The sequence below is a fragment of the Kribbella voronezhensis genome, from assembly GCF_004365175.1.
Classification (GTDB): Bacteria; Actinomycetota; Actinomycetes; order Propionibacteriales; family Kribbellaceae; genus Kribbella; species Kribbella voronezhensis.
In genome coordinates, this window is sequence record NZ_SOCE01000001.1 from 1,298,926 (window position 1) to 1,322,323 (window position 23,398).

19 protein-coding genes are annotated in these 23,398 nt (G+C 68.6%); 5 read left to right on the forward strand and 14 right to left on the reverse strand.

What is annotated here, in order from left to right; translation table 11 throughout:
• The first annotated feature begins 73 nt into the window (after nucleotides 1-73).
• Nucleotides 74-2,434, forward strand: coding sequence for a glycoside hydrolase family 3 C-terminal domain-containing protein (locus EV138_RS05745; protein WP_133977379.1), 2,361 nt, complete (start codon nucleotides 74-76; stop codon nucleotides 2,432-2,434).
• Here the strand turns inward: EV138_RS05745 and EV138_RS05750 are convergent.
• On the reverse strand, nucleotides 2,431-4,362 hold the full coding sequence (locus tag EV138_RS05750; protein WP_133977380.1) for a TIGR03960 family B12-binding radical SAM protein: 1,932 nt from the start codon (nucleotides 4,360-4,362) through the stop codon (nucleotides 2,431-2,433). The genes EV138_RS05745 and EV138_RS05750 overlap by 4 nt on opposite strands.
• 95 nt (nucleotides 4,363-4,457) lie before the next feature.
• A complete protein-coding gene (pcaD, locus tag EV138_RS05755; RefSeq protein WP_133977381.1) occupies nucleotides 4,458-5,216 on the reverse strand; it encodes a 3-oxoadipate enol-lactonase in 759 nt (252 codons plus the stop codon).
• 35 nt (nucleotides 5,217-5,251) lie between these two features.
• Here pcaD and EV138_RS05760 point away from each other — a divergent pair, with 35 nt between their 5' ends.
• The gene (locus tag EV138_RS05760) at nucleotides 5,252-6,217 is read left to right on the forward strand and encodes an asparaginase (protein ID WP_133977382.1); all 966 of its coding nucleotides are present in this window, start codon (nucleotides 5,252-5,254) and stop codon (nucleotides 6,215-6,217) included.
• Nucleotides 6,218-6,308: 91 nt separating this feature from the next.
• On the opposite strand, the gene EV138_RS05765 is transcribed toward EV138_RS05760, so the two are convergent.
• Entirely contained in the window at nucleotides 6,309-6,719 is a 411-nt protein-coding gene (locus EV138_RS05765; RefSeq protein WP_133977383.1) for a DUF2000 domain-containing protein, read from the reverse strand.
• 104 nt (nucleotides 6,720-6,823) lie between these two features.
• Here EV138_RS05765 and EV138_RS05770 point away from each other — a divergent pair, with 104 nt between their 5' ends.
• On the forward strand, nucleotides 6,824-7,282 hold the full coding sequence (locus EV138_RS05770; protein WP_133977384.1) for an Lrp/AsnC family transcriptional regulator: 459 nt from the start codon (nucleotides 6,824-6,826) through the stop codon (nucleotides 7,280-7,282).
• Here the strand turns inward: EV138_RS05770 and sigJ are convergent.
• The 8 genes from sigJ to EV138_RS05810 all read right to left on the reverse strand — a co-directional run bounded on the left by sigJ (nucleotide 7,268) and on the right by EV138_RS05810 (nucleotide 15,377).
• Nucleotides 7,268-8,116 carry an RNA polymerase sigma factor SigJ gene (gene sigJ / locus EV138_RS05775; RefSeq protein ID WP_133977385.1) on the reverse strand — a complete coding sequence of 283 codons (849 nt, stop codon included), beginning with the start codon at nucleotides 8,114-8,116 and terminating at the stop codon, nucleotides 7,268-7,270. The genes EV138_RS05770 and sigJ overlap by 15 nt on opposite strands.
• Nucleotides 8,098-8,529, reverse strand: a complete 432-nt coding sequence (locus tag EV138_RS05780) for a carboxymuconolactone decarboxylase family protein (RefSeq protein ID WP_133977386.1) — start codon at nucleotides 8,527-8,529, stop codon at nucleotides 8,098-8,100. Before EV138_RS05780 ends, sigJ begins: the two co-directional genes overlap by 19 nt.
• Nucleotides 8,530-8,712: 183 nt before the next feature.
• Nucleotides 8,713-9,474, reverse strand: a complete 762-nt coding sequence (locus EV138_RS05785) for a hypothetical protein (RefSeq protein ID WP_133977387.1) — start codon at nucleotides 9,472-9,474, stop codon at nucleotides 8,713-8,715.
• Nucleotides 9,475-9,659: 185 nt separating this feature from the next.
• Nucleotides 9,660-10,829 carry a rod shape-determining protein RodA gene (rodA, locus tag EV138_RS05790; protein ID WP_133977388.1) on the reverse strand — a complete coding sequence of 390 codons (1,170 nt, stop codon included), beginning with the start codon at nucleotides 10,827-10,829 and terminating at the stop codon, nucleotides 9,660-9,662.
• Nucleotides 10,826-12,883, reverse strand: coding sequence for a penicillin-binding protein 2 (mrdA, locus tag EV138_RS05795; protein WP_133977389.1), 2,058 nt, complete (start codon nucleotides 12,881-12,883; stop codon nucleotides 10,826-10,828). The genes rodA and mrdA overlap by 4 nt, the downstream gene beginning before the upstream one ends.
• Complete coding sequence (gene mreD / locus EV138_RS05800) at nucleotides 12,880-13,413, reverse strand: rod shape-determining protein MreD (RefSeq protein ID WP_133977390.1); 534 nt, start codon at nucleotides 13,411-13,413, stop codon at nucleotides 12,880-12,882. The genes mrdA and mreD overlap by 4 nt, the downstream gene beginning before the upstream one ends.
• A 1-nt stretch (nucleotide 13,414) precedes the next feature.
• Complete coding sequence (gene mreC, locus EV138_RS05805) at nucleotides 13,415-14,338, reverse strand: rod shape-determining protein MreC (RefSeq protein ID WP_133977391.1); 924 nt, start codon at nucleotides 14,336-14,338, stop codon at nucleotides 13,415-13,417.
• 13 nt (nucleotides 14,339-14,351) lie between these two features.
• Nucleotides 14,352-15,377: a rod shape-determining protein gene (locus EV138_RS05810; protein WP_112245873.1), complete on the reverse strand. Its 1,026-nt coding sequence runs from the start codon at nucleotides 15,375-15,377 to the stop codon at nucleotides 14,352-14,354.
• A gap of 368 nt (nucleotides 15,378-15,745) precedes the next feature.
• Here EV138_RS05810 and EV138_RS05815 point away from each other — a divergent pair, with 368 nt between their 5' ends.
• Nucleotides 15,746-18,511 carry an AfsR/SARP family transcriptional regulator gene (locus tag EV138_RS05815; protein ID WP_133977392.1) on the forward strand — a complete coding sequence of 922 codons (2,766 nt, stop codon included), beginning with the start codon at nucleotides 15,746-15,748 and terminating at the stop codon, nucleotides 18,509-18,511.
• A 27-nt stretch (nucleotides 18,512-18,538) separates the two neighbouring features.
• Here EV138_RS05815 and ndk read toward each other — a convergent pair whose 3' ends face one another.
• The 3 genes from ndk to EV138_RS05830 form a co-directional block, all read right to left on the reverse strand.
• Nucleotides 18,539-18,949, reverse strand: coding sequence for a nucleoside-diphosphate kinase (gene ndk / locus EV138_RS05820; RefSeq protein WP_133977393.1), 411 nt, complete (start codon nucleotides 18,947-18,949; stop codon nucleotides 18,539-18,541).
• A gap of 71 nt (nucleotides 18,950-19,020) precedes the next feature.
• A complete protein-coding gene (locus EV138_RS05825) occupies nucleotides 19,021-19,356 on the reverse strand; it encodes a DUF4233 domain-containing protein (RefSeq protein WP_133977394.1) in 336 nt (111 codons plus the stop codon).
• The gene (locus tag EV138_RS05830) at nucleotides 19,353-20,729 is read right to left on the reverse strand and encodes a bifunctional folylpolyglutamate synthase/dihydrofolate synthase (protein WP_133977395.1); all 1,377 of its coding nucleotides are present in this window, start codon (nucleotides 20,727-20,729) and stop codon (nucleotides 19,353-19,355) included. Before EV138_RS05830 ends, EV138_RS05825 begins: the two co-directional genes overlap by 4 nt.
• Before the next feature lie 71 nt (nucleotides 20,730-20,800).
• On the opposite strand from EV138_RS05830, the gene valS reads away from it, so the two are divergent.
• Nucleotides 20,801-23,341 carry a valine--tRNA ligase gene (gene valS / locus EV138_RS05835; protein WP_133977396.1) on the forward strand — a complete coding sequence of 847 codons (2,541 nt, stop codon included), beginning with the start codon at nucleotides 20,801-20,803 and terminating at the stop codon, nucleotides 23,339-23,341.
• Nucleotides 23,342-23,398: the final 57 nt, after the last annotated feature.

The following is a 23,398-nucleotide window of genomic DNA, read 5'->3' on the forward strand; positions in this document are numbered from 1 at the left end:
GTCCACCGATCGTCGGGTGAAGTGAGTCGTCGGTGGGACGCGATGGTGTAGACCGCTCGGCAGACTTCGTCGCATGCCTCCATCACTCAGTCGGCGTGGATTCGTCGCGTCCTCCCTCGCTGTCGTCGCGGCGGCCGGCGGCGCCGAGGGCGCCCAGGCTGCTCGGTCATCGAACCCGCTCCCCCACGGCGTCGACGCGGCGCGGATCAAGCAGCTCCTGAGCCGGATGTCGCTGGCCGACAAGATCGCCCAGGTGAACATCCCGTTGGTCCTGCCGCAGTTCCTGCACGGCGACGACTCGACCGATCCGACCGGGACACCGGCGAACCAGGAGAAGTACGTCCGGGGCGGCGTCCAGGTCGGTCGCCTGAAACTCGGTCCCGGCGGTGGCTTCTTCGGCCTGGTGAACGAGTCGGTGTTCGGATCCTTCCCGCTGCCCGACGCGAAGACCCCGCGCGAGCAGGCACTCCGGCACAACGCGCTGCAGAAGATTGCCCTCGGCACCGAACTCGGCATCCCGTTGCTGCAGGTCAGCGAGGGCACGCACGGCTCGGTCGGTCCCGGCTCGACCGTGTTCCCCGAAGGGCTCGGCCTCGGCGCGACCTGGAATCCTGCGCTGATCGGTGAGGTCTACAGCGTGGTCGCCACCGAGGCCCGCGCTGTCGGCATCCACGCCGTCAGCACGGTGATGGCCGAACTCACCCGCGATCCCCGCTACGGCCGGGCGATCTGGTCGTTCAGCGAGGATCCCTGGCTCACCAGCCAGTACGTCGCGTCGCTGGTTCCCGCGTTGCAGGGTGACGACCTGCGCGCGGACGATGCGGTGATCGCCTCCCTGTGCACGTTCCCGCTCGAGTCGCCGAACATCGGCGGCCTGGAAGGGTCGGCCGTCGAACTCGGCGAGCGCGAACTCCGGTCCGTCCACCTCCCACCCTGGCGGGCCGGTTTCTCAGCCGGTGCGCTGATGACGGAGGCGAGCGAACAGGTGATCGACGGGATCTCGGTGCACGGCTCCCCGAAGTACCTGACCGGGCTTCTGCGCGAGGAACTCGGGTTCGCCGGCGCGGTGATCGGGATCGGGTTCGACGGGCTGACCCGCGATCGCGTCGCCGCCGACGACGTCGAGGCGGGCGCCCTGGCCCTGAAGGCGGGGCTGGACATCAACGTGGGCTGGCGCGATGCCTATCTGCAGTCGCTGAAGACCGCGATCGATCGCGGCCTGGTGTCCGAGCGGTTGCTCGACCGAGCGGTGACGCGCGTGCTCGCCCTCAAGCAGGTCCTCGGGCTGTTCGACCATCCGTACGTCGACGCCGAGCGGGCGCAGCGGATCGTCAACCAGCCGTCGCATCGTGCGATTGCCGCCCGGGTGGCGCGCGAGTCGATGGTCCTGCTCCGGAACGAGGGCGGCCTGCTACCGATCAAGCCCGGCGTACGGCGTCTTGCCGTGATCGGACCAAATGCGGACGATGCGCAGAACCTGCTCGGGGACTACGCGGCCGCTCCGCAGTTGCACGACGTACCGTCGATCCTGGCCGGGATCAGGGCCGTCGCGGGCTCGCGGTCGATCAGCTACGCGAAGGGCTGCGAGGTGACCGGCGACGATCGGTCCGGGTTCGCCGCGGCGGTCAAGGCTGCGAAGCAGTCCGAGCTGGCGATCGTCGTCCTGGGCGAGGAGACCAAAGGCGGCTATCTCGGGGCACGGACGAACGGTGAACTCGCCGACGTCTCCAGTCTCGACCTGTCCGGTGTACAGCAGGAACTGCTCGAAGCGGTGTCTGCGACCGGGACCCCGGTCGTGCTCGTCCTGGTGAACGGGCGGGCGCTGTCGGTGCGCTGGGCGGCCGAGCACGTCCCGGCGACTCTGGAGGCCTGGCTTCCAGGTGAGCAAGGGGGTCAGGCCGTCGCCGACGTTCTGTTCGGGGTAGCCGAGCCCGGCGGCCGGCTGCCGGTGACCTTCCCTCGCAGCGTCGGGCAGTTGCCGATGTACTACAACCAGAAAGGCTCGCGGTTCCACTCTGAGGGGTATGTCGACCTGCCCGGGTCACCGTTGTATCCCTTCGGGTTCGGGCTCAGCTACACGACCTTCTCCTGGGGCAAACCTCAGTTGACCACCGCCCGCATCAACCGGTCGGCGCAGACCGAAGTACAGGTTGAGGTCACCAACAGCGGAAAGCGTGCCGGCACCGAGGTCGTGCAGTTGTACGTGACCGATGTGACGGCATCGGTCGCACTGCCGGAGATCCAGCTGAAGGGCGCACAGATGGTCACGCTGGAGCCGGGAGCCAAGGCCACCGTGCGCCTCGTAGTACGGGCTGAGGATCTAGCTCTGGTGAACGCTGCCGGTTCGCTGGTTGTCGAGCCGGGTGACTTCGATCTGCACGTCGGAACGTCGTCCACGTCGTTTGCCGCGACGCTGCGGCTGACGGTTCGCTAGACCACGGACAGCGGTAGCAGCTTCTTGCCGGTGGGGCCGATCTGGATCTCGGTGCCCATCTGCGGGCAGACGCCGCAGTCGAAGCACGGGGTCCAGCGGCAGTCCTCGACCTCGATCGCGCCGTCCTCCTCGAGGGCGTCCTGCCAGTCCTCCCAGAGCCACTCGCGGTCGAGCCCGGAGTCCAGGTGGTCCCACGGCAGCACCTCGGCGTACTCGCGTTCGCGGGTGGTGTACCAGGCCAGGTCCACCGGCTCGCCGGCCAGCGCCTGGTCGGCGGCGGCGATCCAGCGGTCGTACGAGAAGTGCTCGCTCCAGCCGTCGAACCGGCCGCCGTCGCGCCAGACCTGCTCGATGATCCGGCCGACCCGGCGGTCACCGCGGGACAGCAGGCCCTCGATGATGCCCGGCTTGCCGTCGTGGTACCGGAAGCCGATCGCCTTCGCGTACTTCTTGTCCGAGCGGATCGCGGAGTTCAGCTTCGCCAGCCGCGCGTCGGTCTCCTCGACGCCGAGCTGCGAGGCCCACTGGAACGGGGTGTGTGGCTTCGGCACGAACCCGCCGATCGACACGGTGCAACGGATGTCGTTGCGCCCGGTCACCTCGCGGCCGGTCGCGATCACCCGCTTGGCCAGATCGGCGATCGCGAGCACGTCCTCGTCGGTCTCGGTCGGCAGACCGCACATGAAGTACAGCTTCACCTGCCGCCAGCCGTGGCTGTACGCCGCCGCGACCGTGCGGATCAGGTCCTCCTCGCTGACCATCTTGTTGATCACCTTGCGCATCCGGTCCGAGCCGCCCTCGGGGGCGAAGGTCAGGCCGCTGCGCCGGCCGTTGCGGGAGAACTCGTTGGCCAGCGTGATGTTGAACGCGTCGACCCTTGTCGACGGCAACGACAGCGAGACGTTGCTGCCCTCGTACCGGTCGCCCAGGCCCTTGGCCACCTCGGCGATCTCGCTGTGGTCGGCGGAGCTCAGGCTGAGCAGGCCGACCTCTTCGAAACCGGACTGCTTGAGGCCGTTCTCGACCATGTCGCCGATGGTGGTGATGCTGCGCTCGCGGACCGGCCGGGTGATCATCCCGGCCTGGCAGAACCGGCAGCCGCGAGTACAGCCGCGGAAGATCTCCACGGAGTACCGCTCGTGTACGGTCTCGGCCAGCGGCACCAGCGGCTTCTTCGGGTACGGCCAGGCGTCGAGGTCCATCACCGTGTGCTTGGCAGTGCGCCACGGTACGCCGGGCTTGTTCGGGGCGACCCGCTTGATCCGGCCGTCCTCGAGGTAGTCGACCGTGAAGAACTTCGGGATGTAGACGCCGCCCGACTTCGCCAGCCGCAGCAGCACCTCGTCGCGACCGCCCGGCTGCCCCTCTTCCTTCCACTCCCGGATCACCTCGGAGACCGCGAGCACGATCTCCTCGCCGTCACCGAGCACCGCGGCGTCGATGAAGTCGGCGATCGGCTCGGGGTTGAAGGCGCTGTGGCCGCCGACGAGCACGATCGGGTCCTCGTCGGTCCGGTCCACGGCGTACAGCGGGATCCCGGCCAGGTCGATCGCGTTGAGCATGTTCGTGTAGCCGAGCTCGGTCGACAACGACATCCCGAACACGTCGAACGCCCGGACCGGCCGGTGGCTGTCCAGCGTGAACTGCGGGATCTTGTGCTCCCGCATGACGTTCTCCATGTCCGGCCAGACGGCGTACGTGCGCTCGGCGAGCGTGTGCTCGCGCTCGTTCAGTACTTCGTACAGGATCTGGACGCCCTGGTTCGGCAGGCCGACCTCGTACGCGTCCGGGTACATCAGTGCCCAGCGGACACTGACCGAGTCCCAGTCCTTGCTGACCGAGTTGAGCTCACCTCCGACGTACTGGATGGGCTTCTGCACGGTGGGCAGCAGCGACTCCAGGCGGGGGAACAAGGACTCAACAGTCATCACAGAACTTCCAGCTCGAGGTCAAAGCGCCTACCAGCCTAACTCCGCTCTCCCCTGTGCCCATCATTGCGGGACGGCTGAATCTGCTCTGCCGGTCAGGTCAGATGGGCGAGGAGCAGCGGGTTGATGATGTCCGGGTGGCTGTAGGTCACCAGATGGGCGGCGTCCGGGATGATCTCGAGGTGGGCGCCGGGGATCTGTGAGGCGAGCGGGACGACGGTTTCCGGCGGGATCGAGGTGTCCGACTCGGCAGTGACCAGGAGGACGGGAGCGGTGATGTCCCCGAGCTTCTCGCGGAGGTCCAGCGCGCCGAGTGCCTCGCAGCAGGCGGCGTACCCCTCGTCCGAGGTATTGAGGAGTTGCTGGCGGATCAGTTCGACCTCGTCGGCGTGCGCCTCGGCGTACTCCGGCAGGAACCACCGCTTCAGGGTCGCCTCGGTGATGGCCTTGGTGCCTTCGGCGCGGACCTGGGCCGCCCGGTCGGTCCACATCTGCGCGCCCGCCGCCGGATACGCCGGTGGGCAGAGCAGCGCGAACCGGCTGAACCGGTCGGGCGCGTTCTCGGCCAGCCAGAGTCCGACGGCGCCGCCGAGCGAGATCCCGACGTACGCCGCCTGTTCCACCAGCAGCTCGTTCAGGAGCTCGACCACGTCACCGCCGAGGTCCTCGATCGAGTACGGGCCGGGTGGCGCCTCGGATCCGCCGTGCCCGCGATGGTCGAAGGCGACCACCCGGAACCGCTCCGACAGGGTTTCGAGTTGTGGCGCCCACATCGCCCGCGTCGCCCCGAGCGACGAGCCGAGCAGGACGACGGGTGCCTTCTCCGGTCCACTCACCTGATAGTCGAGTCGCATGATTCCTACCCTACGGACGTTGTTAGCCTGCGCCCATGAGCAACGGTGTCCCCGGGCTGGGTCAGGTCGTCGAGCTGGCCGAGGTGGTGCGGAACGGGTTCGTCGAGAGCCGGCACTTCGGGCTGGCCGTGGCGCTGGATCCGGACGGGATGCCGGTGTACGCCGCGGGGCAGGTCGACGCGGTCGTGTTGCCCCGGTCAACGGCCAAGCCGCTCCAGGCGGTCGGGAGCATCGCGGCCGGGGCCGAGCTGGAGGACGAGGAGGCGGCCATCGCGGCCGGTAGCCATACGGGTGAGGATCGGCACGTCACGCTGGTGGATCGGATGCTGGCGTCTGTCGAGCTGGGCCGCGATGCGCTGGGGTGCCCGCCGGATCGGCCTGAGGACGAGCCGACCCGGTTCCGTTTGATTGCTGAGGGCATCGAACCGGAGAAGGTCAGGATGAACTGCTCCGGCAAACATGCGGCGATGCTGATGGCAACAGTTGCTATGGGCAATAATTCTTCGGCCTACCTGGATGCCGATTCCCCCGTGCAGCGGGTGATCGCCGGTGAGATCGAACGCCTCACCGGCGCGGCGACCGGCATCGTCACTGTCGACGGTTGCGGCGCCCCGCTGCTCGGCATGCCACTCGACGGCCTGGCCCGCGCCTTCGGCCGCCTCGCGACAGCCCCAGCTGGTACGCCGGACAACCGCGTGGCGACGGGGATGCGGCGGCACCCGTACCTCGTCGGCGGGCAAGGCCATCTGAACAGCGAGGTGATGCGCCTGCTCCCCGGCGTCATCGCGAAGGGTGGCGCCGAGGGTGTGATCGGCATGGCCGCGCCGGATGGGCACGCGGTCGCGGTGAAGGTGATCGACGGGAACCCGCGCGCCACCACCGCTCTCGGCCTGACCCTGCTCGCCAAGTGCGGGGTCGACATCTCGGCGGCCGACTCCCTGCTGAGAGTGCCGGTGCTCGGTGGCGGCCGGCCGGTCGGCCAACTCGAGCTGACGATCTAGCTTCGGCTTCGAGGTTCGGCCTCCGCTTCGGCCGCGAGGTTCGGCTTCGGCTTCGACCTCGGCTTCGGCCGCGAGGTTCGCCGGGGCTGGGCTAGCGGTAGAGGGCGAGGGCGCCGGTCAGCGAGTCGATCGTGGCGCGGGGTCCGTAGAGGGCGAGGCCCAGGTATTCGAGGTCCTCGGCTTTGGTTCCGCTGATGGTTGCGGACATCTGGTCGTACGTGCGGGACCTCTGCGCCACCTGGTTCATGTCGTGCACGGTCACGCCGTCGCGAGCCACGGCCTGGGTCCGGAGCTCATGGAGTCGCTCGGCGGCTGCTCGTAGTACGGGGATCGGGTGGGCGCACATCCCGGTGTGGACGCCGCCGGAGCCATCGACGGTGTCCGCGCCGACGACCTCGTCGTGATGGTGGCCGAGGGCGACGCCGAGCAGCGCGGCAGTGTTCAGCGCGACGCCGGCCGGCGCCTCGTCGGCGATCACCACGACCATCTTGTTCGCCAGCATTTCTCTCCTTTGTGCACGGTTCGACGAGCTGAAGAGTAGGCAGATGCGCGCCGGAATTTCCTGGTCACCGAACAGAATTCGGCGGATCTGCCAAACTGGCGGACATGGACGAACTTGATACGGCGCTGCTGCGGCTGCTGCAGAATGACGCGCGCCGCACCAACCGGGAGATGGCGGCCGAGCTCGGCATCGCCCCGTCGACGTGCCTGGAGCGAGTCCGCGGGCTGCGCGACCGCGGGGTGATCAGCGGGTACCACGCGGAGGTCGACCTGCAGGCGATCGACCGGTCGACCCAGGCGATCATCTCGATCAAGCTCAGGCCGCAGGCGATGGCGGTCGCCACCACCTTCCAGGACTACGTGCAGGGCCTGCCGCAAACGCTCGCGATGTTCATGGTGTCGGGCGCCTCCGACTTCCTCGCCCATGTGGCCGTGAAGGACACGGCTGCGCTGCGAGACTTCGTGCTCGACCTGGCCAAGCGTCAGGAGATCGGCGACATCCGCAGCTCGGTCGTGTTCGAACACCACCGGCGTACGACGGTCATGCCGCTACCCGAGCGCTGACAGCTTCTCCGGGTTCGCCACCACCCGTACGCCGACCACCTGGCCGGCCTCGACCTGCAGGGTCAGCAGGTGCCGCGTGCGGTCGAGCTGCAGGTAGATCGCCGGCCCGGTGACCAGGTCGACCGGGGTCTGGATGAACCGCTTGCGCCGCGAGTACACGTGGGTGAAGTAGTGCGCCACCTTCTCGCTGCCGCGGATCGGCTTGCGAGCCGTCGGCACCTTGCCGCCACCGTCGCTCCACGCGGTGACGTCGTCGCGCAGCATCGCCTGCAGTCTGGGCAGGTCGCCTTCGCGGGCGGCAGCGACGAAGTCTTCGAGCAGTCGTTGCTGCTCGGCCCTGGTCGGCTCGAAGCGCGACCGGCCCTTCTCCAAGGCAGCGGCAGCGCGCTTGTGGAGCTGCCTGCAGTCCTCTGCGGTTCTGCCCAGGATCCCCGCGATCTCGTCGTACGGGAGGACGAAGGCGGTTCGTAGTACGTAGACAGCGCGCTGTGGCGGGGTGAGCTGCTCCATGAGGTGCAGCATCGCCATGGAGAGATCTGACTCGACTGCACTGTGTGGATCGGACAGGGCGGGCTCGGGGAGCCAGTCACCGGCGTAGCTCTCGCGGCGAGCCTGCCGAGCGCGCAGTGAATCGACAGCGAGCCGCGTCACCACCCTGGTGAGGTAGCGACGCGGCTCGGCCACGCTGTCGTGATCGACGCCGGCCCAGCGGACGTACGCCTCCTGCAGCACGTCCTCCGCGTCGTGCCAGCTCCCCAGCATCCGGTACGCCAGTCCCGCCAGGAACTGTCGGTGCTGAACGAACTCGTCGACGCTCAGGCCGGTATCCGGCACGCGACCATCATCCTGTTCCACACGTTGATGGTCGCAATCGCGAGGAGCAGGTCTGCCGTCCCCTCTTCGCCCCAGTGCTTCACCGCGTCGTCCCACACGTCATCCGGTACGCCGTGCTCGCCCAGGGTGGTCACCGCGTCGGTCAAGGCGAGCGCGGCCCGCTCCCGCTCGTCGTAGAGGGTCGACTCGTACCAGGCGGCGAGACCCATGAGGCGGCGCGTGGTCTCGCCCCGCTTGAGCGCCTGCTCGGTGTGCATGTCGATGCAGAAGGCACAGCCGTTCGTCATGGACGCCCGGATCTTCACCAACTTCAGCACCGTCGGCTCGACCTTCGACGAGGTGTACTTCTCGAGCCCGAGCACAGCCTGATAACCGTCCGGCACCAACTCGGCCCACGAAATTCTCTTGGTCATGCCACCACGACGGCCCAGGCACCCGCGGGCGTGACAACCCGGGATGTGACCCCGATCACCTTCGGCACCACCCACAACTTCGCGGGTCGCGGGAGCTTGTTCCGACCGGCGGCGGTACTGCTGCTTCCGCGTCGGCCGCGCTGATGTCCGCCGTCTGCGCCGGTGATGCTTCCGCGCGGTGGGTCAGGTGCCGCTCTTCGTACCGAGGACCTTCTTGGCCTTGTCGACGGCCAGCTTCATCGCGCCGTCGAGCTCGCCGGGCTGGCCCGCGTAGATGAAGACGGAGAGGATCACGTCGTTCACCCCGGCAAGGGCCGCCGTGGCCTCGCTCCCCTCCTGCGGTCCACTCAGACCGGTCATCCGGAACGCGAACGGGTGCTCGCCGAGCTTGGGCGCGGAGATCTCCTCCACCCCCATCGACGAGGTGCCCTGACCGGGAACCTTCAGCGTGACCTTCCGGCAGGAGTTCACCGCGGCCTTGTACGCCGACTGCAGCGCGGCCACCTTCTTCGCCTCACCCATCGCGTCCAGACCGTAGTCGATGTCCGGCCCCTCCTGCCCGGCCGAGAACGACCGGGACACACTCGCCGTCGAACCGGGTGCGGCGTCAGCGTTCAGGTACTGCACGAGCGTCTTGCACTTGGCGTCCTTGGACGAGAACGGCTTGAGCCCAGCGTCCGACGGATCTTCCGGAACGACCGACAACCCGCTGGGCAGATCCGCCAGCACCAGCAGCGCCCTGGTCAGCTGAGCCTTGGTCCGCTGCACCGGCTGCTCGCTGGTCGTAGGAGCGACGGTCGGCGTACTCGACGTGACCGGCGTGCTGGAGGTCGACGCCGAGGGGGTCACCGAAGGAGCCGGCGTACCAGTCTTCTTGTCGCCCCCACAGGAGACGAGCGAGACAGTCACCAGCGCGGCGAGCGACAACGAGACGATTTTCGACATGGTCCCTTCCAGGGCCGACCCGAACCAGAACCGCTGCAGCCTACAACCCACCCCCGCGATCCGCCCCCAGCCGCACCGCCCGCCCCACCTCCGACTCCCAATCGTCACCCAGCCGCGCGAAGTCCCCCGCTGCCCCCCACCTCTCACGAATCCGGTGGAGGACCGTCGGCCTGGAATGGCGGAGGTCAGACCTCGTGGGTGCGGAGGTGGATGTTTTGGAGGAGGCCGATGGCCAGGAGGCCGGCGAACATGGAGGAGCCGCCGTAGGAGACGAAGGGGAGCGGGAGGCCGGTGACCGGCATGATGCCGAGGGTCATGCCGATGTTTTCGAAGGCCTGGAAGGCGAACCAGCAGACGATGCCGGTGGCGATCAGCCGGCCGAAGGCGTCGCGGGCGTTGACGGCGATTCGCAGGCCGCGCCAGAGGATCAGCGCGAACAAGACGATGATGGCGCCGGCCCCGATCAACCCGAGCTCTTCCCCGGCGACGGTGAAGACGAAGTCGGTGTGCTGCTCGGGCACGAAGGCGTTCTGCGTCTGCGAGCCGTGGAACAGCCCCTGGCCGAAGACGCCGCCGTTGCCGATCGCGATCCGCGCCTGGGCGACGTTGTAGCCGATGCCCTGCGGATCCTGCGACGGGTCGGCGAACGCGGCGAACCGCGCCAACTGGTACTTCTTCAGCACGTTGAACTGGATCGCCAGCACCGCGACCACCGTCGCCGCGGTGACGATGCCGAGCATCCACCGCTTCGGGACGCCGGAGACGGCGATGATCCCGAACACGATCGAGCCGAGCACCATCACGGTGCCGAGGTCGGGTTGCAGCATCACCAGCATGACCGGCACGGCGGCCACCGCGATCGCCTGGAGGATGTCGATCGTGCGGGCGTTCTCCCGGTGGTTGGTCTCGCCCTTCTCGGCGATCAGCAGCGCCATCCCGACGATCACCGCGAGCTTCGCGAACTCGCTCGGCTGCACCGACATCCACGGCAACTGGATCCACGACCGGGATCCGTTGATCACCGCGCCGACGCCGGGCACCAGCACGAGAATCAGCCCGACCACCGACCCGGCGTACAGAACCGGGGCCAGGATGCGGACCCGGCGGTGGTCTGTCAGCGCGGCGCCGACGGCGAGCACCAGGCCGATGACGAAGTTGAGCGCGTGCCGGACCAAGAACTCGTGGGGGTTGCCGCCGTTGAGCGAGGGGCGGTGGTAAGTGGCCGACCAGATCAGCAGGCTGCCGATCGCCGCCAGCGCGAGCACGCCGATGACGAGCACCCAGTCGGCGTGCCACAGCGCCGACCGCCGGTCCATCCGCGGCCGCACCCCGCGCGACATCGTCAGCAAACTCATCGCTGCCCGGCCTTCTTCGCCGGTGGCGCGGCGGGCTTGATGTTGTAGAGCGTCTCGTAGATGTGCCGTACGGCGGTTCCGCCGGCGCCCGAGCCGGTACCGGCCTGGCTGAGCATCATCACGACGGCATACCGGTCGGTGTAACTGGCCAGCCAGGACGTCGTCTGCTTGCCGTAGACCTCGGCCGTCCCGGTCTTGGCACGGACCGGCACCTGGTCCAGCGGGAAGCCGACGAACTTCCAGGCCGCCGTTCCGGTCCGCGGAGTCTCCTTCAGGGCCTTGTCGATGTAGTGCAGCGTGGCGGCCGGGACCGGGAGCCGGCCGGCGATCTTGGCCGGGATCACCTTCGCCTTGCCGTTCGGGCCGATGACCTTCTTCGCCACCCGCGGCTCCCACAGGATGCCGCCGTTCGACAGCGCCGAGTAGGCCGTTGCCAACTGCAACGGAGTCAGCGTGGTGTCGCCCTGACCGATCGCGAAGTTGACCGCGTCGCCGGCCCGGTAGCGGTAGCCGTCCACACAGAACTCCCGGGAGAACTGCTTCAGGAAGCTCGACGTCCCGGCCGGCGGGTTGTCGGCGAGCTTGCAGTAGTAGTCCTTCTGCGCGTCGTAGTACTCCTTCTTCCAGGTCCGGTCGGCGATCCGGCCGGAGACCTCGCCGGGCAGGTCGATCCCGGTCGGCCGGCCGAGGCCGAACTTCTTCGCCATCTCGACGATCGGATCGTGGGCGTCAAGATTGCCGGACTGCCCGCCCTCCTTGAGCCACAGGTCGTAGGCGATCCGGTAGAAGAACGTGTCACAGGAGATCGCCAGCGCCTGGTCGAAGCCGATCATCCCGTAGGAGGCGGACTCGTAGTTCTTGAACTTGCGGTTGCCGACGACGAAGTTCGAGGAGCAGTCCAGCCTTGACCTGGTGCTGTAGCCATTGGCCATCGCCGCCGCGGTGGTGATCGGCTTGAAGGTCGACCCGGGCGCGAGCTGTCCCTGCAACGCCCGCGACAACAGCGGCGTACCGGAACCTGGTGAGTACAGGGCGTCCAGCTCGCGTTGGGAGATGCCGCCGACCCAGACACCGGGGTCGTACGTCGGGTAGCTGGCCATCGCGACGATCTGGCCGGTCTTGGTGTCCATCACCACGGCCGCGCCGGAGTCGGCCACGTACTTGCGCTTGGTCACCGGGTCGAACTGCTTCCGCGCGGTCATGATCGCGCCGCGGAGCTCCTTCTCGACCGATGCCTGGATCCGGGCGTCGATGCTCGTCACCAGCGTCGATCCCGGCACCGGCGCGGTCTGGCTCTGCACCCCGGTGGTGTAACCGACCGCGTCGACGATGACGTTCTTGACTCCTGGGGACCCGCGCAGCATCGCGTCGTACGTGCGCTCGAGCCCGGCCCGGCCGACCAGATCCGACCGGTGCCCGACCGAGTCCTGGCCGGCGTTGTCGAGCGCATCCAGCTCGGTCGTGGTGATCGGCGAGAGGTAGCCGAGCATGTGCGCGGCATTCACGCCGTACGGCGCCGGGTAGGCGCGCAGTGCGGTCGAGTCGGCCGCCACGCCGGGGAAGTCCTCGCGGCGCTCCATCACCTCGATCGCGACCTGCTCGCTGACGTCCTTCGCGACCGGGATCGGCTGGTACGGCGTGCCGTTCCAGCAGGCCGGCGGCTTCGAGGCGCCGGGCTCACCGCAGAGCATCGTGCGGGCCTTCAAGTCGGCAGGTTTCTGGCCGAGCACCTTCGCCAGCCTGACCAGCATCGCCTGCTGCTGCTCGTCGGGCAGCTTCGCCAGCACGGACCGGTCGACCGTGATCACCAGCGACACCCTGTTGCCGACCAGGGTCCGGCCGGCCGCGTCGACGATCGTCCCGCGCGGCGCCGGGATGAGGACCTCGCGGGTGTGATTCTCGGTGGCGGCCTGGGAGTAGTCGGCCGACGAGAGCACCTGCATGTACACGAGCCGGGCCAGCAGCGTGCTGAGCAGCGAGAAGACCAGCACGCCGATCACGAACAGGCGCAGCCGTGGCTTCAGCGGAGCTGGGTTGAAGCTGTCGAAACTCATGGCAGCACCCGACGACGCTCGCGGACCGGGACGAACCGGCGCATCACCCACAGCACCAGCGGGATCACCACGATCGCGCCGACCACGTCGTAGCCCGCGGAGATGCCGAGCCGGACGCCGAACTGGCCCCAGTCGACGGACGGATCGTGCAGCAGGGAGCCGGTCGCGCAGTACACGACGAGGGACACAGCTGCAGCCAGCACGACAGTCAGCGCCACCCCGAGCGGACCCACCGGCCCGGCCGACGCCTCGCGCCGGATCATGCCCGCGATGTAGCCCGCCAGAGCCAGCGCGAGCGCCCAGCGCCCGGCGGTGTGGTCAGCAGGTGGTGCGATGTCGAGCAGGAGGCCGCCGGTGAAGCCGGCGATCGCGCCCCACTCGGGACCACGCGCCAGGCCGAGCGCGACGACCACGATCATCACCAGGTCGCAGGTGACTCCGGCGACCGCCAACTGCGGCAGCACCGAGGTCTGCACGGTGACGGCGATCAGCAGGAAGACCGCCGCGACCGCGATCCGGAGCGAGGTCATGTCAGCCCCCGCCCTTCTCGGGCGGCACCGTGCCGCGCGGCGGCCGGGCCGGCGGCCCGGTCACCACGCCGACCAGGTCGATCCGGGTCGGGTCGACGAACGGTTTCACCACCGCGGTCGAGCCGAGGGTCCCCTGGTTCGGCGTGACGGTGGTGATCTCGCCGATCGGGACGCCCGGCACGTACGGCGCGTTGCCGCTCGAACCCCAGGTGACGATCCGGTCGCCGACCTTGGGCCGGGCCCGCAGGTCGACCAGTTTGTAGTCCAGCGAACCGGCGACGTCGCCGCGGCCGGAGACGAACCCGAGCGCCATCGTCGAGTTCAGCCGGCCGCCGACGGTCGACTCGCGATCGCCGATCAGCAGCACGGTCGCCGTGCCCTGCGTCGTCCGGACGACGCGGCCGACGAGGCCGTCCCCGTTCAGTACTGTCATGTCCGGTCTCACCCCGTCCGCTGTTCCGGCGTCGATGGTCAGTGTGTGGTTGAAGCTCTGCGCTCCCCCGATCCCGATCACCCGGGCCGGCGTGATCGTGTAGGTCGGGGCGACCTTGAGCAGCCGGTCCAGCTCCGCGGCCCGGTTGCGGGCGTAGTCGGTGGATCGCAGCTCGGTGGTCAGTTTCTCGTTGTCCGCTTGGAGTTTTTCGTTCTCAGCTTTCAACCTATCCACTTCGGCGAACCGGTCCCGCAGGTTGTCCACAGGCTGCCGGGCCGACGTCCCGGCCGACTCCAGCGGACCGAAGACAGCCGCCGCGCCATGGCGAAGCGGCTCGACCGGGGAACCTGCCGAGCGGCGCGCGTCGAGCACGATCAGCGTGAACGAGGCGAGGATCACCAGCGCCAGGATGGCCCGGCGGCGGCGGATCTCGCGCGGCAGGCCGGCCGACCTGACCAGGCCCCTGGCCGGAGTACCGAGGTCTTTGAGCATGCGCAGTACCGGTTCAGCGGCGGTCGGTGACGAGGATGCGGTTCAGGGTCTCGATGTTGTCGACGCACTTGCCGGCGCCCAGCACGACGGCGTCCAGCGGGTTGTCGGCGACGTGGATCGGGATGCCGGTCTCGTGCCGGAGCCGCTCGTCCATCCCTTTCAGCAGCGCGCCGCCACCGGTCAGCACGATGCCCCGGTCGACGATGTCGCCGGCCAGCTCCGGCGGGGTCTTGTCGAGCGTCGCCTTGACCGCGTCGACGATCGCCGTGATCGGCTCCTCGATCGCCTGCCTGATGGCGGCCGACGACACCTTCACGGTCCGCGGCAGCCCGGAGACCATGTCGCGGCCGCGGATCTCCGAATCCGGGCCGTCCGAGGACGGGTACGCCGACCCGATGGTCATCTTGATCTGCTCGGAGGTGGCCTCGCCGAGCATCAGCGAGTACTCCTTCTTGCAGTAGTTCACGACCGCCTTGTCGATCGCGTCGCCGGCCACCCGGATGGACTGCGACGTGACGATCCCGCCGAACGAGATCACCGCGACCTCGGTGGTCCCACCGCCGATGTCGACCACCATGTTGCCGGTGGCGTCGCGGACCTCGAGGTTGGACCCGAGTGCCGCGGCCATCGGCTCCTCGATGATGTAGACCTTGCGGGCCCCGGCCATGTAGCCGGCGTCGCGGACCGCGCGCTGCTCGACGGCGGTGATCCCGGACGGCACGCAGACCACGATCCGCGGTTTGGCGAAGTACCGGCGCCGGTGCACCCGCTGGATGAAGTAGCGCAGCATCTGCTCGGCGGCGTCGAAGTCGGCGATCACGCCGTCCTTGAGCGGCCGGATCGCGGTGATGTTGCCCGGCGTACGGCCGATCATCTTCTTCGCCTCGTGCCCGAACGCGACCGCCTCGCGCGGTTCGTCGGTCCGGGTGGCGACCACCGAGGGCTCGTTGAGGACGACGCCGCGCCCCCGGACGTAGACGAGGGTGTTTGCCGTGCCGAGGTCGACCGCCATGTCGCGGCCGAGCATGCTGTTCGCCATCGCAGGCGCCTCCTGCTGCTCGTAGATCTCAGGCTAAGCGCGCAGCCGGCGCCACCGAGGGACCGACACGTCCCCGTCTGCCCAGCACTGATCGTATCGGGCGTCTCACTGCTGGCGATGCCCGGGTGAGGAGTATCGAGTGGTACCGCTGCTGCCCGTGCAGCGGCACCACTCGCCCCCAGAGCTCGCCCCTCCCCTGACGGGCGAGCACTGCTCCTCCCACGGTGTGGCGGAGGCCGGTCCGGGTACGCCGGACTTCGTCACTCGCCCCGCGTCGGCAAGCTTGACCCGGCGTCCCTTCACCGCGCTTTCGCCGCGCTTTCACGCGGAACCGGGGCACAGTCGCCTTTTCCCGGTGACAATGGCCCATGGAGTTTCGGCTGCTGGGTCCGGTGGAGGTCCTCGACGACTCCGGCCGCCGGATCGAGCTCGCCGCGAACAGGTTGCGGGTACTGCTGGCCGCACTCCTGCTGCAACCCAACCGCGTGGTGGGCGCCCAGGCGCTGGTCGACACCCTGTGGGAGGACGACCTGCCCGCACGTCCGCGGTCAGCCCTCCAGACCTACATCTCGCGGCTGCGGACGATGCTCGGTACGCCGATCATCAGCACCGAGCCGGCTGGCTACCTGATCAGCGCGGACCCCGAGCAGATCGACCTGACCCGGTTCCGCGCCTTGGTCTCGGCGTCACAGGCGACGATCGATCCACACGACCGCACCCGCCTGCTCACCGAGGCGCTGAGCCTCTGGCGCGGTGAGCCGCTCGCCGGGCTGGCTGCCGGCGCACTGATCCGAGAAGCCGTGCCTGTGCTGGCAGAGGAACGCTTGCACGCGACAGAGCTGCTCTTGGGAGCACGGCTCGAGCTGGGCGAACACGCCCAGGTGATGTCGGAGCTGAGCGGTCTCACCAAGCGGCATCCACTGCGCGAGCCGCTCTGGGCGCTGTTGATGGAGGCACAGATCCGGGCCGAGCGCCCTGCCGATGCGCTGGCCACCTACAGCGACGCGTCCCGCAGACTCGCTGACGAACTCGTTCTGGATCCCGGACCGGCTCTGCGTCGCCTCCATCAGGCCGTACTCGCCACGGATGCGCGAGCGGCCGCAGTACGGACTTCTCGCGACGTTGTACCGCACCAACTGCCTTCTGTCGGGCGCAGTTTCGTGGGACGAACCAGGGAGCTAGCTGAGCTGGACCAGGCGCTACTGGGCTCGATCGGTCCAACCGCATCGGTCGCTGTGATCTCCGGGACCGCAGGAGTCGGCAAGACCGCGTTGGCGGTCGCGTGGGGCGAGCGGGTGGCTGCGGAGTTCCCCGACGGGCAGCTGTATGTCAACCTGCGCGGCTTCGACCCATCGGGCGACCTGGTGTCGCCGGAGGACGCAGTACGGGGGTTTATTGACGCGCTGCAGACTGCGCCCGGTCGTATTCCGTTCGGGGCGGCAGCTCAGGCTGCGCTCTACCGGACGCTCCTTGCGGACCGGCGGCTGTTGGTCGTGCTCGACAACGCTCGGTCGGCCGAGCAGGTGCGGCCCTTGTTGCCTGGCGGTCGAGGCTGTCGTGTCCTGGTGACCAGCAGGAATCGTCTGCCCGGCTTGCTGGCCAGCGAAGGCGCGCGGCCGGTGTCCCTGGACCTGATGGACTGGGAGCAAGCCCATTCGCTCATGGTGGGTGCACTCGGCTCTGCACGCGTCGCCGCCGAGCCTGCGGCTGCCGAGTCGCTCATAGCCCTCTCCGCGCGGCTGCCGCTAGCCCTGTCGCTCGTCGCGGCGCACGCTGCGGCTCACCCGACCTGGCCGCTCGAAACTGTCGCGTTGGACTTACGGCGTACGAAGCAAGGCTTGGACGCCTTCACCGGTGAGGATCAGATGACAGACCTGCGTGCGGTGTTCTCGTGGTCGTACCAGTTGGCGACCGGCAGCTCCGCCCGCGTCTTCAGGCTGTCCGGTCTGCACCCCGGCCCACACCTCCCCGTCGCCGCAGCAGCAGCCCTTGCCGGTACTACGCCGGAACGGGTCCGCGCCGCCCTTACAGAGCTGGAGCGGGCTCACCTGATGAGCCAGGTGGCGCCCGAGCAGTACACCTCCCACGATCTCCTTCGCGTGTACGCCGGTGAGCTGGCCAGCTCCATCGACAAGGAGCAGGAGTGCCGCCAGGCCCTGTGGCGACTGCTCGACCACTACCTGCGTACTGCGGACGCAGGCGACCAATGGCTACGGCCGCACCGCGACCCCGACGAACTGCCTGCCACGGCCGGATCGCCGTACGTGCTGAGCTTCGGCGGCTATCAGGAGGCGTTCGACTGGTTCGAAGCCGAGCACCCCAACCTGGTCGTGCTGATCGAGCACGCCGCACGGCAGGGCTTCGACGGACACGCGACACACCTCGCCCGGACGATCACGGGCTTCCTGGAACGGCGTGGACTGTGGAACACCTGGGTCGACGTCATGCGGACGGCCATCGAGGCGTCCCGGCGGTCCGGAGACCTCCCGGGTCAGGTGATGGCACACCGCTATCGAGCGCACGCTCTGGCGAGGCAGGGCCGTCTGGACGAAGCCCTGAGCGAGGCGGAGGCCGCATTGGACCTCGCAGTACGGTCTGGTGATCAGGTGGCGCAGGCGTGGTGCCAGCGGGTTGTGGCGTTCGTACTTGCGCAGCAGGAGCGGTTGAAGGAGTCGTACGACCACGACGTGATCGCGTCCGAGCTGTTCAGGGCCAGCGGGCATCGAACCGGGCAGGCACTGGCACTGAACTCACTCGGATGGCTGCACGCTTCGACGTTCGCTGAGTACGACCAGGCGGTCGAGTACTGCACTCAGGCCCAGCGGCTCTACCAGGAGGTCGACCACAAGCTCGGTGAGGCTGCCACCTGGGACCACCTCGGCTACGCCCACCGTGGACTTGGGAACCTGGCAGTGGCCGCACAGTGTTATCGAAAGGCCCTGGAGCTCTACCAGGAACTCAACGACCTCTACTACCAGGCTCTGATGCTCCAGAACCTCGGGGACATCGAGCACGAGCTCGGCGACCTCGAATCGGCCGGCGGTTGGTGGGAGCTGGCCCTGGACCTGCTGACCGAGCTCAACCACCCCACGGCCGAGATCGTGGACAGCAAACTGCGCTCGATCGATTCCTGACCGACCGAGCGCAGTACCTCACCTGGACTACGGCAGGTCGGGGAACCAGATCTTGATCTCACGGGAGGCCGACTCGGGCGAGTCCGAGCCGTGCACGAGGTTCTCGCGGTTGGACAGCGACAGGTCGCCGCGGATCGTGCCGGGCGCCGCCTTCCGGCCGTCGGTCGCGCCGTTCAGGCCACGGACCACCTCGACCGCCTCGTCGCCCTCGAGCACCAGGGCGACCAGCGAACCGCTGGTGACGAACTCGCGCAGCGGCGGGTAGAAGTCCCGCTCGACGTGCTCGGCGTAGTGCTGGTCGGCCAGCTCGCCGTCGATCGTGCGCAGGTCCATCGCGACGATGCTCAGGCCCTTCGCCTCGAACCGGCCGAGGATCTCGCCGACCAGGCCACGGCGTACCGTGTCGGGCTTCAGCAGGACCAGGGTGCGCTGCGACATTTCTCCACTCTCTCCATCTTCGATACTGCGACTTGGGCGGCAGTTCTTTGCTGACCTTGCGGCGGCCGAGCCTAACCGGCCTGGGCCTGCTGTGCCTTCTTCGCTTCGTCGATGCGCTTGCCGAGCACGTACGCCAGCACCCAGAACCCGGCGAACGCGAGGCCCAGCAGAAACATCACCGGTACGACGAAGCCGAGCCCGACCGCGGCGACCTGGATCACCCAGCCGAGAATGTAGCCGACCTGGTTGCGCAGCAGTCCGGCCGCGACGACGGCCAGCAGCGCCAGACCGAGGCAGACCGGGAGCGCAGTACTGGCCTTCACGTCGGCGACCGAGATCATCACCGGCGTGACGAGGGCCAGCACGAGTGCCTCGAAGCCGAGCACGATCGACGCGAGTGACCTCATCGCCCGGCCTCGTACGGGTTGGGCGCGCCCTTCTGCTTGCGGACCAGCAGCGTCCGGGCCTCACCGGCGGTGATGACGCTGCCGGTGATCAGTACGCCGCCGGTCCCCATCGCGATCGCGTTCTCCTCGGCCAGCCGGATCGCGTCGTCGATCGCGTCGATCAGCTTCGGCCGGACCAGCACCCGGTCCTCGCCGAACACCTCGGCCGCGATCTCGCCCAGCTCCTCGGCCGGCATCGACCGGTCGAACGAGTTCCGGGTGCAGACGACGGTCTCCATGATCGGTTCGTACGCCTCGAGGATGGCGTACACGTCCTTGTCCTTCATACAGCCCAGTACGCCGATCAGCGGGTTGAACGCGAACGCCTCGGTCACCGCGGCCGCGGTCGCCTCGGCGCCGTGCGGGTTGTGCGCGGCGTCCACGATGACCGTCGGGCTGGTGCGCACGACCTCGAGCCGCCCCGGGCTGGTCGCCTCGGCGAAGCCGGCTTGGACCAGCTCGTTGTCGATCCGGCCTTCGGTCTGTGCGGTCGCGCCGAGCAGGGCCTCGACTGCCGCGAGCGCAGTGGCCGCGTTGTGCGCCTGGTACTCGCCGTGCAGCGGCAGGAAGATCTCCTCGTACGTGCCGCCGAGCCCCTGGATCGAGATCAGCTGGCCGCCGACCGCGACCGTCCTGCTGGTGACACCGAACTCGAGTCCCTCCCGGGCGACCTGCGCGCCGACCTCGGCGGCCCGGCGCTGCAGCACCTCGAGCACCTCGAGGCTCTGCTGCGAGATCACCGCCGTACCGCCGGGCTTGATGATGCCGGCCTTGTCCTTGGCGATGGTGACCGGATCGGGACCGAGGATGTGCGCGTGGTCGACCGCGACCGGGGTGATCACCGAAACGATGCCGTCGGCAACATTCGTGGAGTCCCAGGTGCCGCCGAGGCCGACCTCGACGATCGCCACGTCGACGGGTGCGTCCGCGAAGGCCGCGAACGCCATCGCGGTCATCACCTCGAAGAACGACAGCGGGTGCTCGTTCTCGGAGTCGACGACATCGACGTACGGCGCGATCTCGGCGTACACCTCGACGAAGCGCTGCTCCTCGATCGGCTCGCCGTTCAGCGTGATGCGCTCCCGGACGGACTCCAGGTGCGGACTGGTGAACCGGCCCGTGCGCAGACCGGCCTCGCGCAGCAGGGCGTCCACCATCCGCGCGGTCGAGGTCTTGCCGTTGGTCCCGGTGAGGTGCACGACCGGGTAGGTCTTCTGCGGGTCGCCGAGCAGCTCGACCAGCCGCCGGACCCGGTCCAGGGTGGGGTCGATCTTGGACTCCGGCCAGCGGGCCTGGAGCTTGGCCGACACTTCGGCGTACGAGAGGTCACTCATCAGGTCGCCAGTCTAAGTGGCCTGTGGATAACCGGTCGTTAGCACCCCTTGACAACCACTAGGATTGCCGTATGAGCGAAGCGTCCCGTGTTCCTGACAAGCCCACCCTCGAAGGCCTCGAGGAGAAGTGGGCTGCGGTATGGAAGGAGCAGCAGACCTACGCCTTCGACCGGACCGCTTCCCGCGAAGAGGTCTACTCGATCGACACCCCGCCGCCGACCGTCTCCGGTTCGCTGCACGTCGGGCACATCTTCAGCTACACCCACACCGACCTGGTCGCCCGCTACCAGCGGATGCGCGGCAAGAAGGTGTTCTACCCGATCGGCTGGGACGACAACGGCCTGCCGACCGAGCGCCGCGTCCAGAACTACTACGGCGTCCGCTGCGACCCGTCCCTGCCGTACGACCCTGACTTCACGCCGCCGGCCAAGCCCGACCCGAAGAAGCAGATCCCGATCAGCCGGCAGAACTTCGTCGACCTGTGCGGCGAGCTGACCCACATCGACGAGCAGGCGTTCGAGGCGATGTGGCGCCAGGTCGGCCTCAGCGTCGACTGGTCCTACCTCTACACGACCATTTCCGAGGACTCCCGGCGGACGTCGCAGCGCGCGTTCCTGCGCAACTTCGCCCGCGGCGAGGCCTACCTGTCCGAAGCCCCGACGATGTGGGACGTCACGTTCCAGACCGCGGTCGCCCAGGCCGAGCTGGAGGCCCGCGAGTACCCGGGCGCCTTCCACCGGATCGCCTTCCACGGCGCCGACGGCCCGATCTACATCGAGACCACCCGGCCCGAGCTGCTGCCCGCCTGCGTCGCCCTGATCGCACACCCGGACGACGAGCGCTACCAGGACCTCTTCGGTACGACGGTCCGTACGCCGCTGTTCGACGTCGAGGTGCCGGTTCTGGCCCACCCGCTGGCCGAGCCGGACAAGGGCGCGGGCATCGCGATGGTCTGCACCTTCGGTGACCTCACCGATGTCATCTGGTGGCGTGAGCTGCAGCTGCCGATCCGCACGGTGATCGGTCGCGACGGCCGGCTGCTGCGCGAGACCCCGGAGTGGCTCGAGGGTTCGGAGCTGTACGCCGAACTGGCCGGCAAGACGATCTTCAGCGCCCGCGAGTTGACGGTGGCGAAGCTGCGCGAATCCGGCGATCTGGACGGCGAGCCGAAGCCGACCAAGCGGATGGCGAACTTCTACGAGAACGGTGACAAGCCGCTCGAGATCGTCTCCACCCGGCAGTGGTACATCACCAACGGCGGCCGGGACCCGCAGCTCAAGGCCGAGTTCGTCGACCGCGGCAACGAGCTGAAGTGGGTCCCGGAGCACATGCGGCACCGCTACCTGAACTGGGTCGAAGGGCTGAACGGCGACTGGCTGGTCTCCCGGCAGCGCTTCTTCGGCGTGCCGTTCCCGGTCTGGTACCCGCTCGACCGCGACGGCGAGCCGGACTACGCACACCCGCTGGTCCCCCGCGAGGAAGACCTGCCGATCGACCCGACATCGCAGGCTCCGGCCGGCTACGACGAGTCCCAGCGCGGCAAGCCGGAGGGCTTCCAGGCCGATCCGGATGTGATGGACACCTGGGCGACCTCCTCGCTGACGCCACACATCGTCTGCGGCTGGGAGCGCGACCCGGACCTGTTCGCCCGCACCTTCCCGATGGACCTGAACACGCACGCGCACGAGATCATCCGCACCTGGTTGTTCTCCCGCGTCGTCCGGGCCCACTTCGAGAACGGCACGCTGCCGTGGGCACGGTCGATGATCTCCGGCTTCGTCGTCGACCCCGACCGCAAGAAGATGTCCAAGTCCAAGGGCAACGCGGTCGTCCCGTCGGAGATCCTGGAGAAGTTCGGCTCGGACGCCGTGCGCTGGCGGGCCGCGATGGCCCGGCCGGGGCTGGACTCGCCGTTCGACGAGTCGCAGATGAAGGTCGGCCGGCGGCTGGCGATCAAGGTCCTGAACGCGTCGAAGTTCGTCCTGAGCTTCGGAGCGACGTCGGCCGACGCCTCCGCTGTCACCGAGCCCGTCGACCTGGCGATGCTGGCGCAGCTGCGCACAGTCATCGACGAGGCGACCGCGGCCTTCGATCGGTACGACTACACCGGTGCGCTGGAGGTCGCGGAGCGGTTCTTCTGGACCTTCTGCGACGACTACGTCGAGCTGGTCAAGGAGCGCGCGTACGGCGGTCACGGCGAGGCCGGGGCGGCGTCGGCGAAGGCGGCTCTGGCGGTCGCGCTGTCGGTCCAGCTGCGCCTGCTCGCGCCGTACCTGCCCTTCGCGACCGAAGAGGTCTGGTCGTGGTGGCAGGACGGCTCGATCCACCTGACGTCGTGGCCTGTCGCTTCGGTCGATGTCGCCTCCACGGCGCACGACCCGGCGGTGCTGGATGCGGTCGCCGAGGTCCTGGCCGGCATCCGGGGCGCCAAGTCGACCGCGCAGGTCTCGATGAAGACCGAGGTCTCCAAGGTCGAGGTCAGCGGCCCCGCCGACCGGCTCGCCCTGGCCGAGCAGGCCGAGGTCGACCTCCGCGCGGCCGGCCGGATCATCGGCGAAATCGTCTGGAGCCCCGACGAGTCCGACACCATCTCGGTCATCGCAGCTCTCTGACGGACCGGTGCGGGCGCCGGCGTACAGGCTCCTGCACGCCGGTGGTCGATCGCAGCT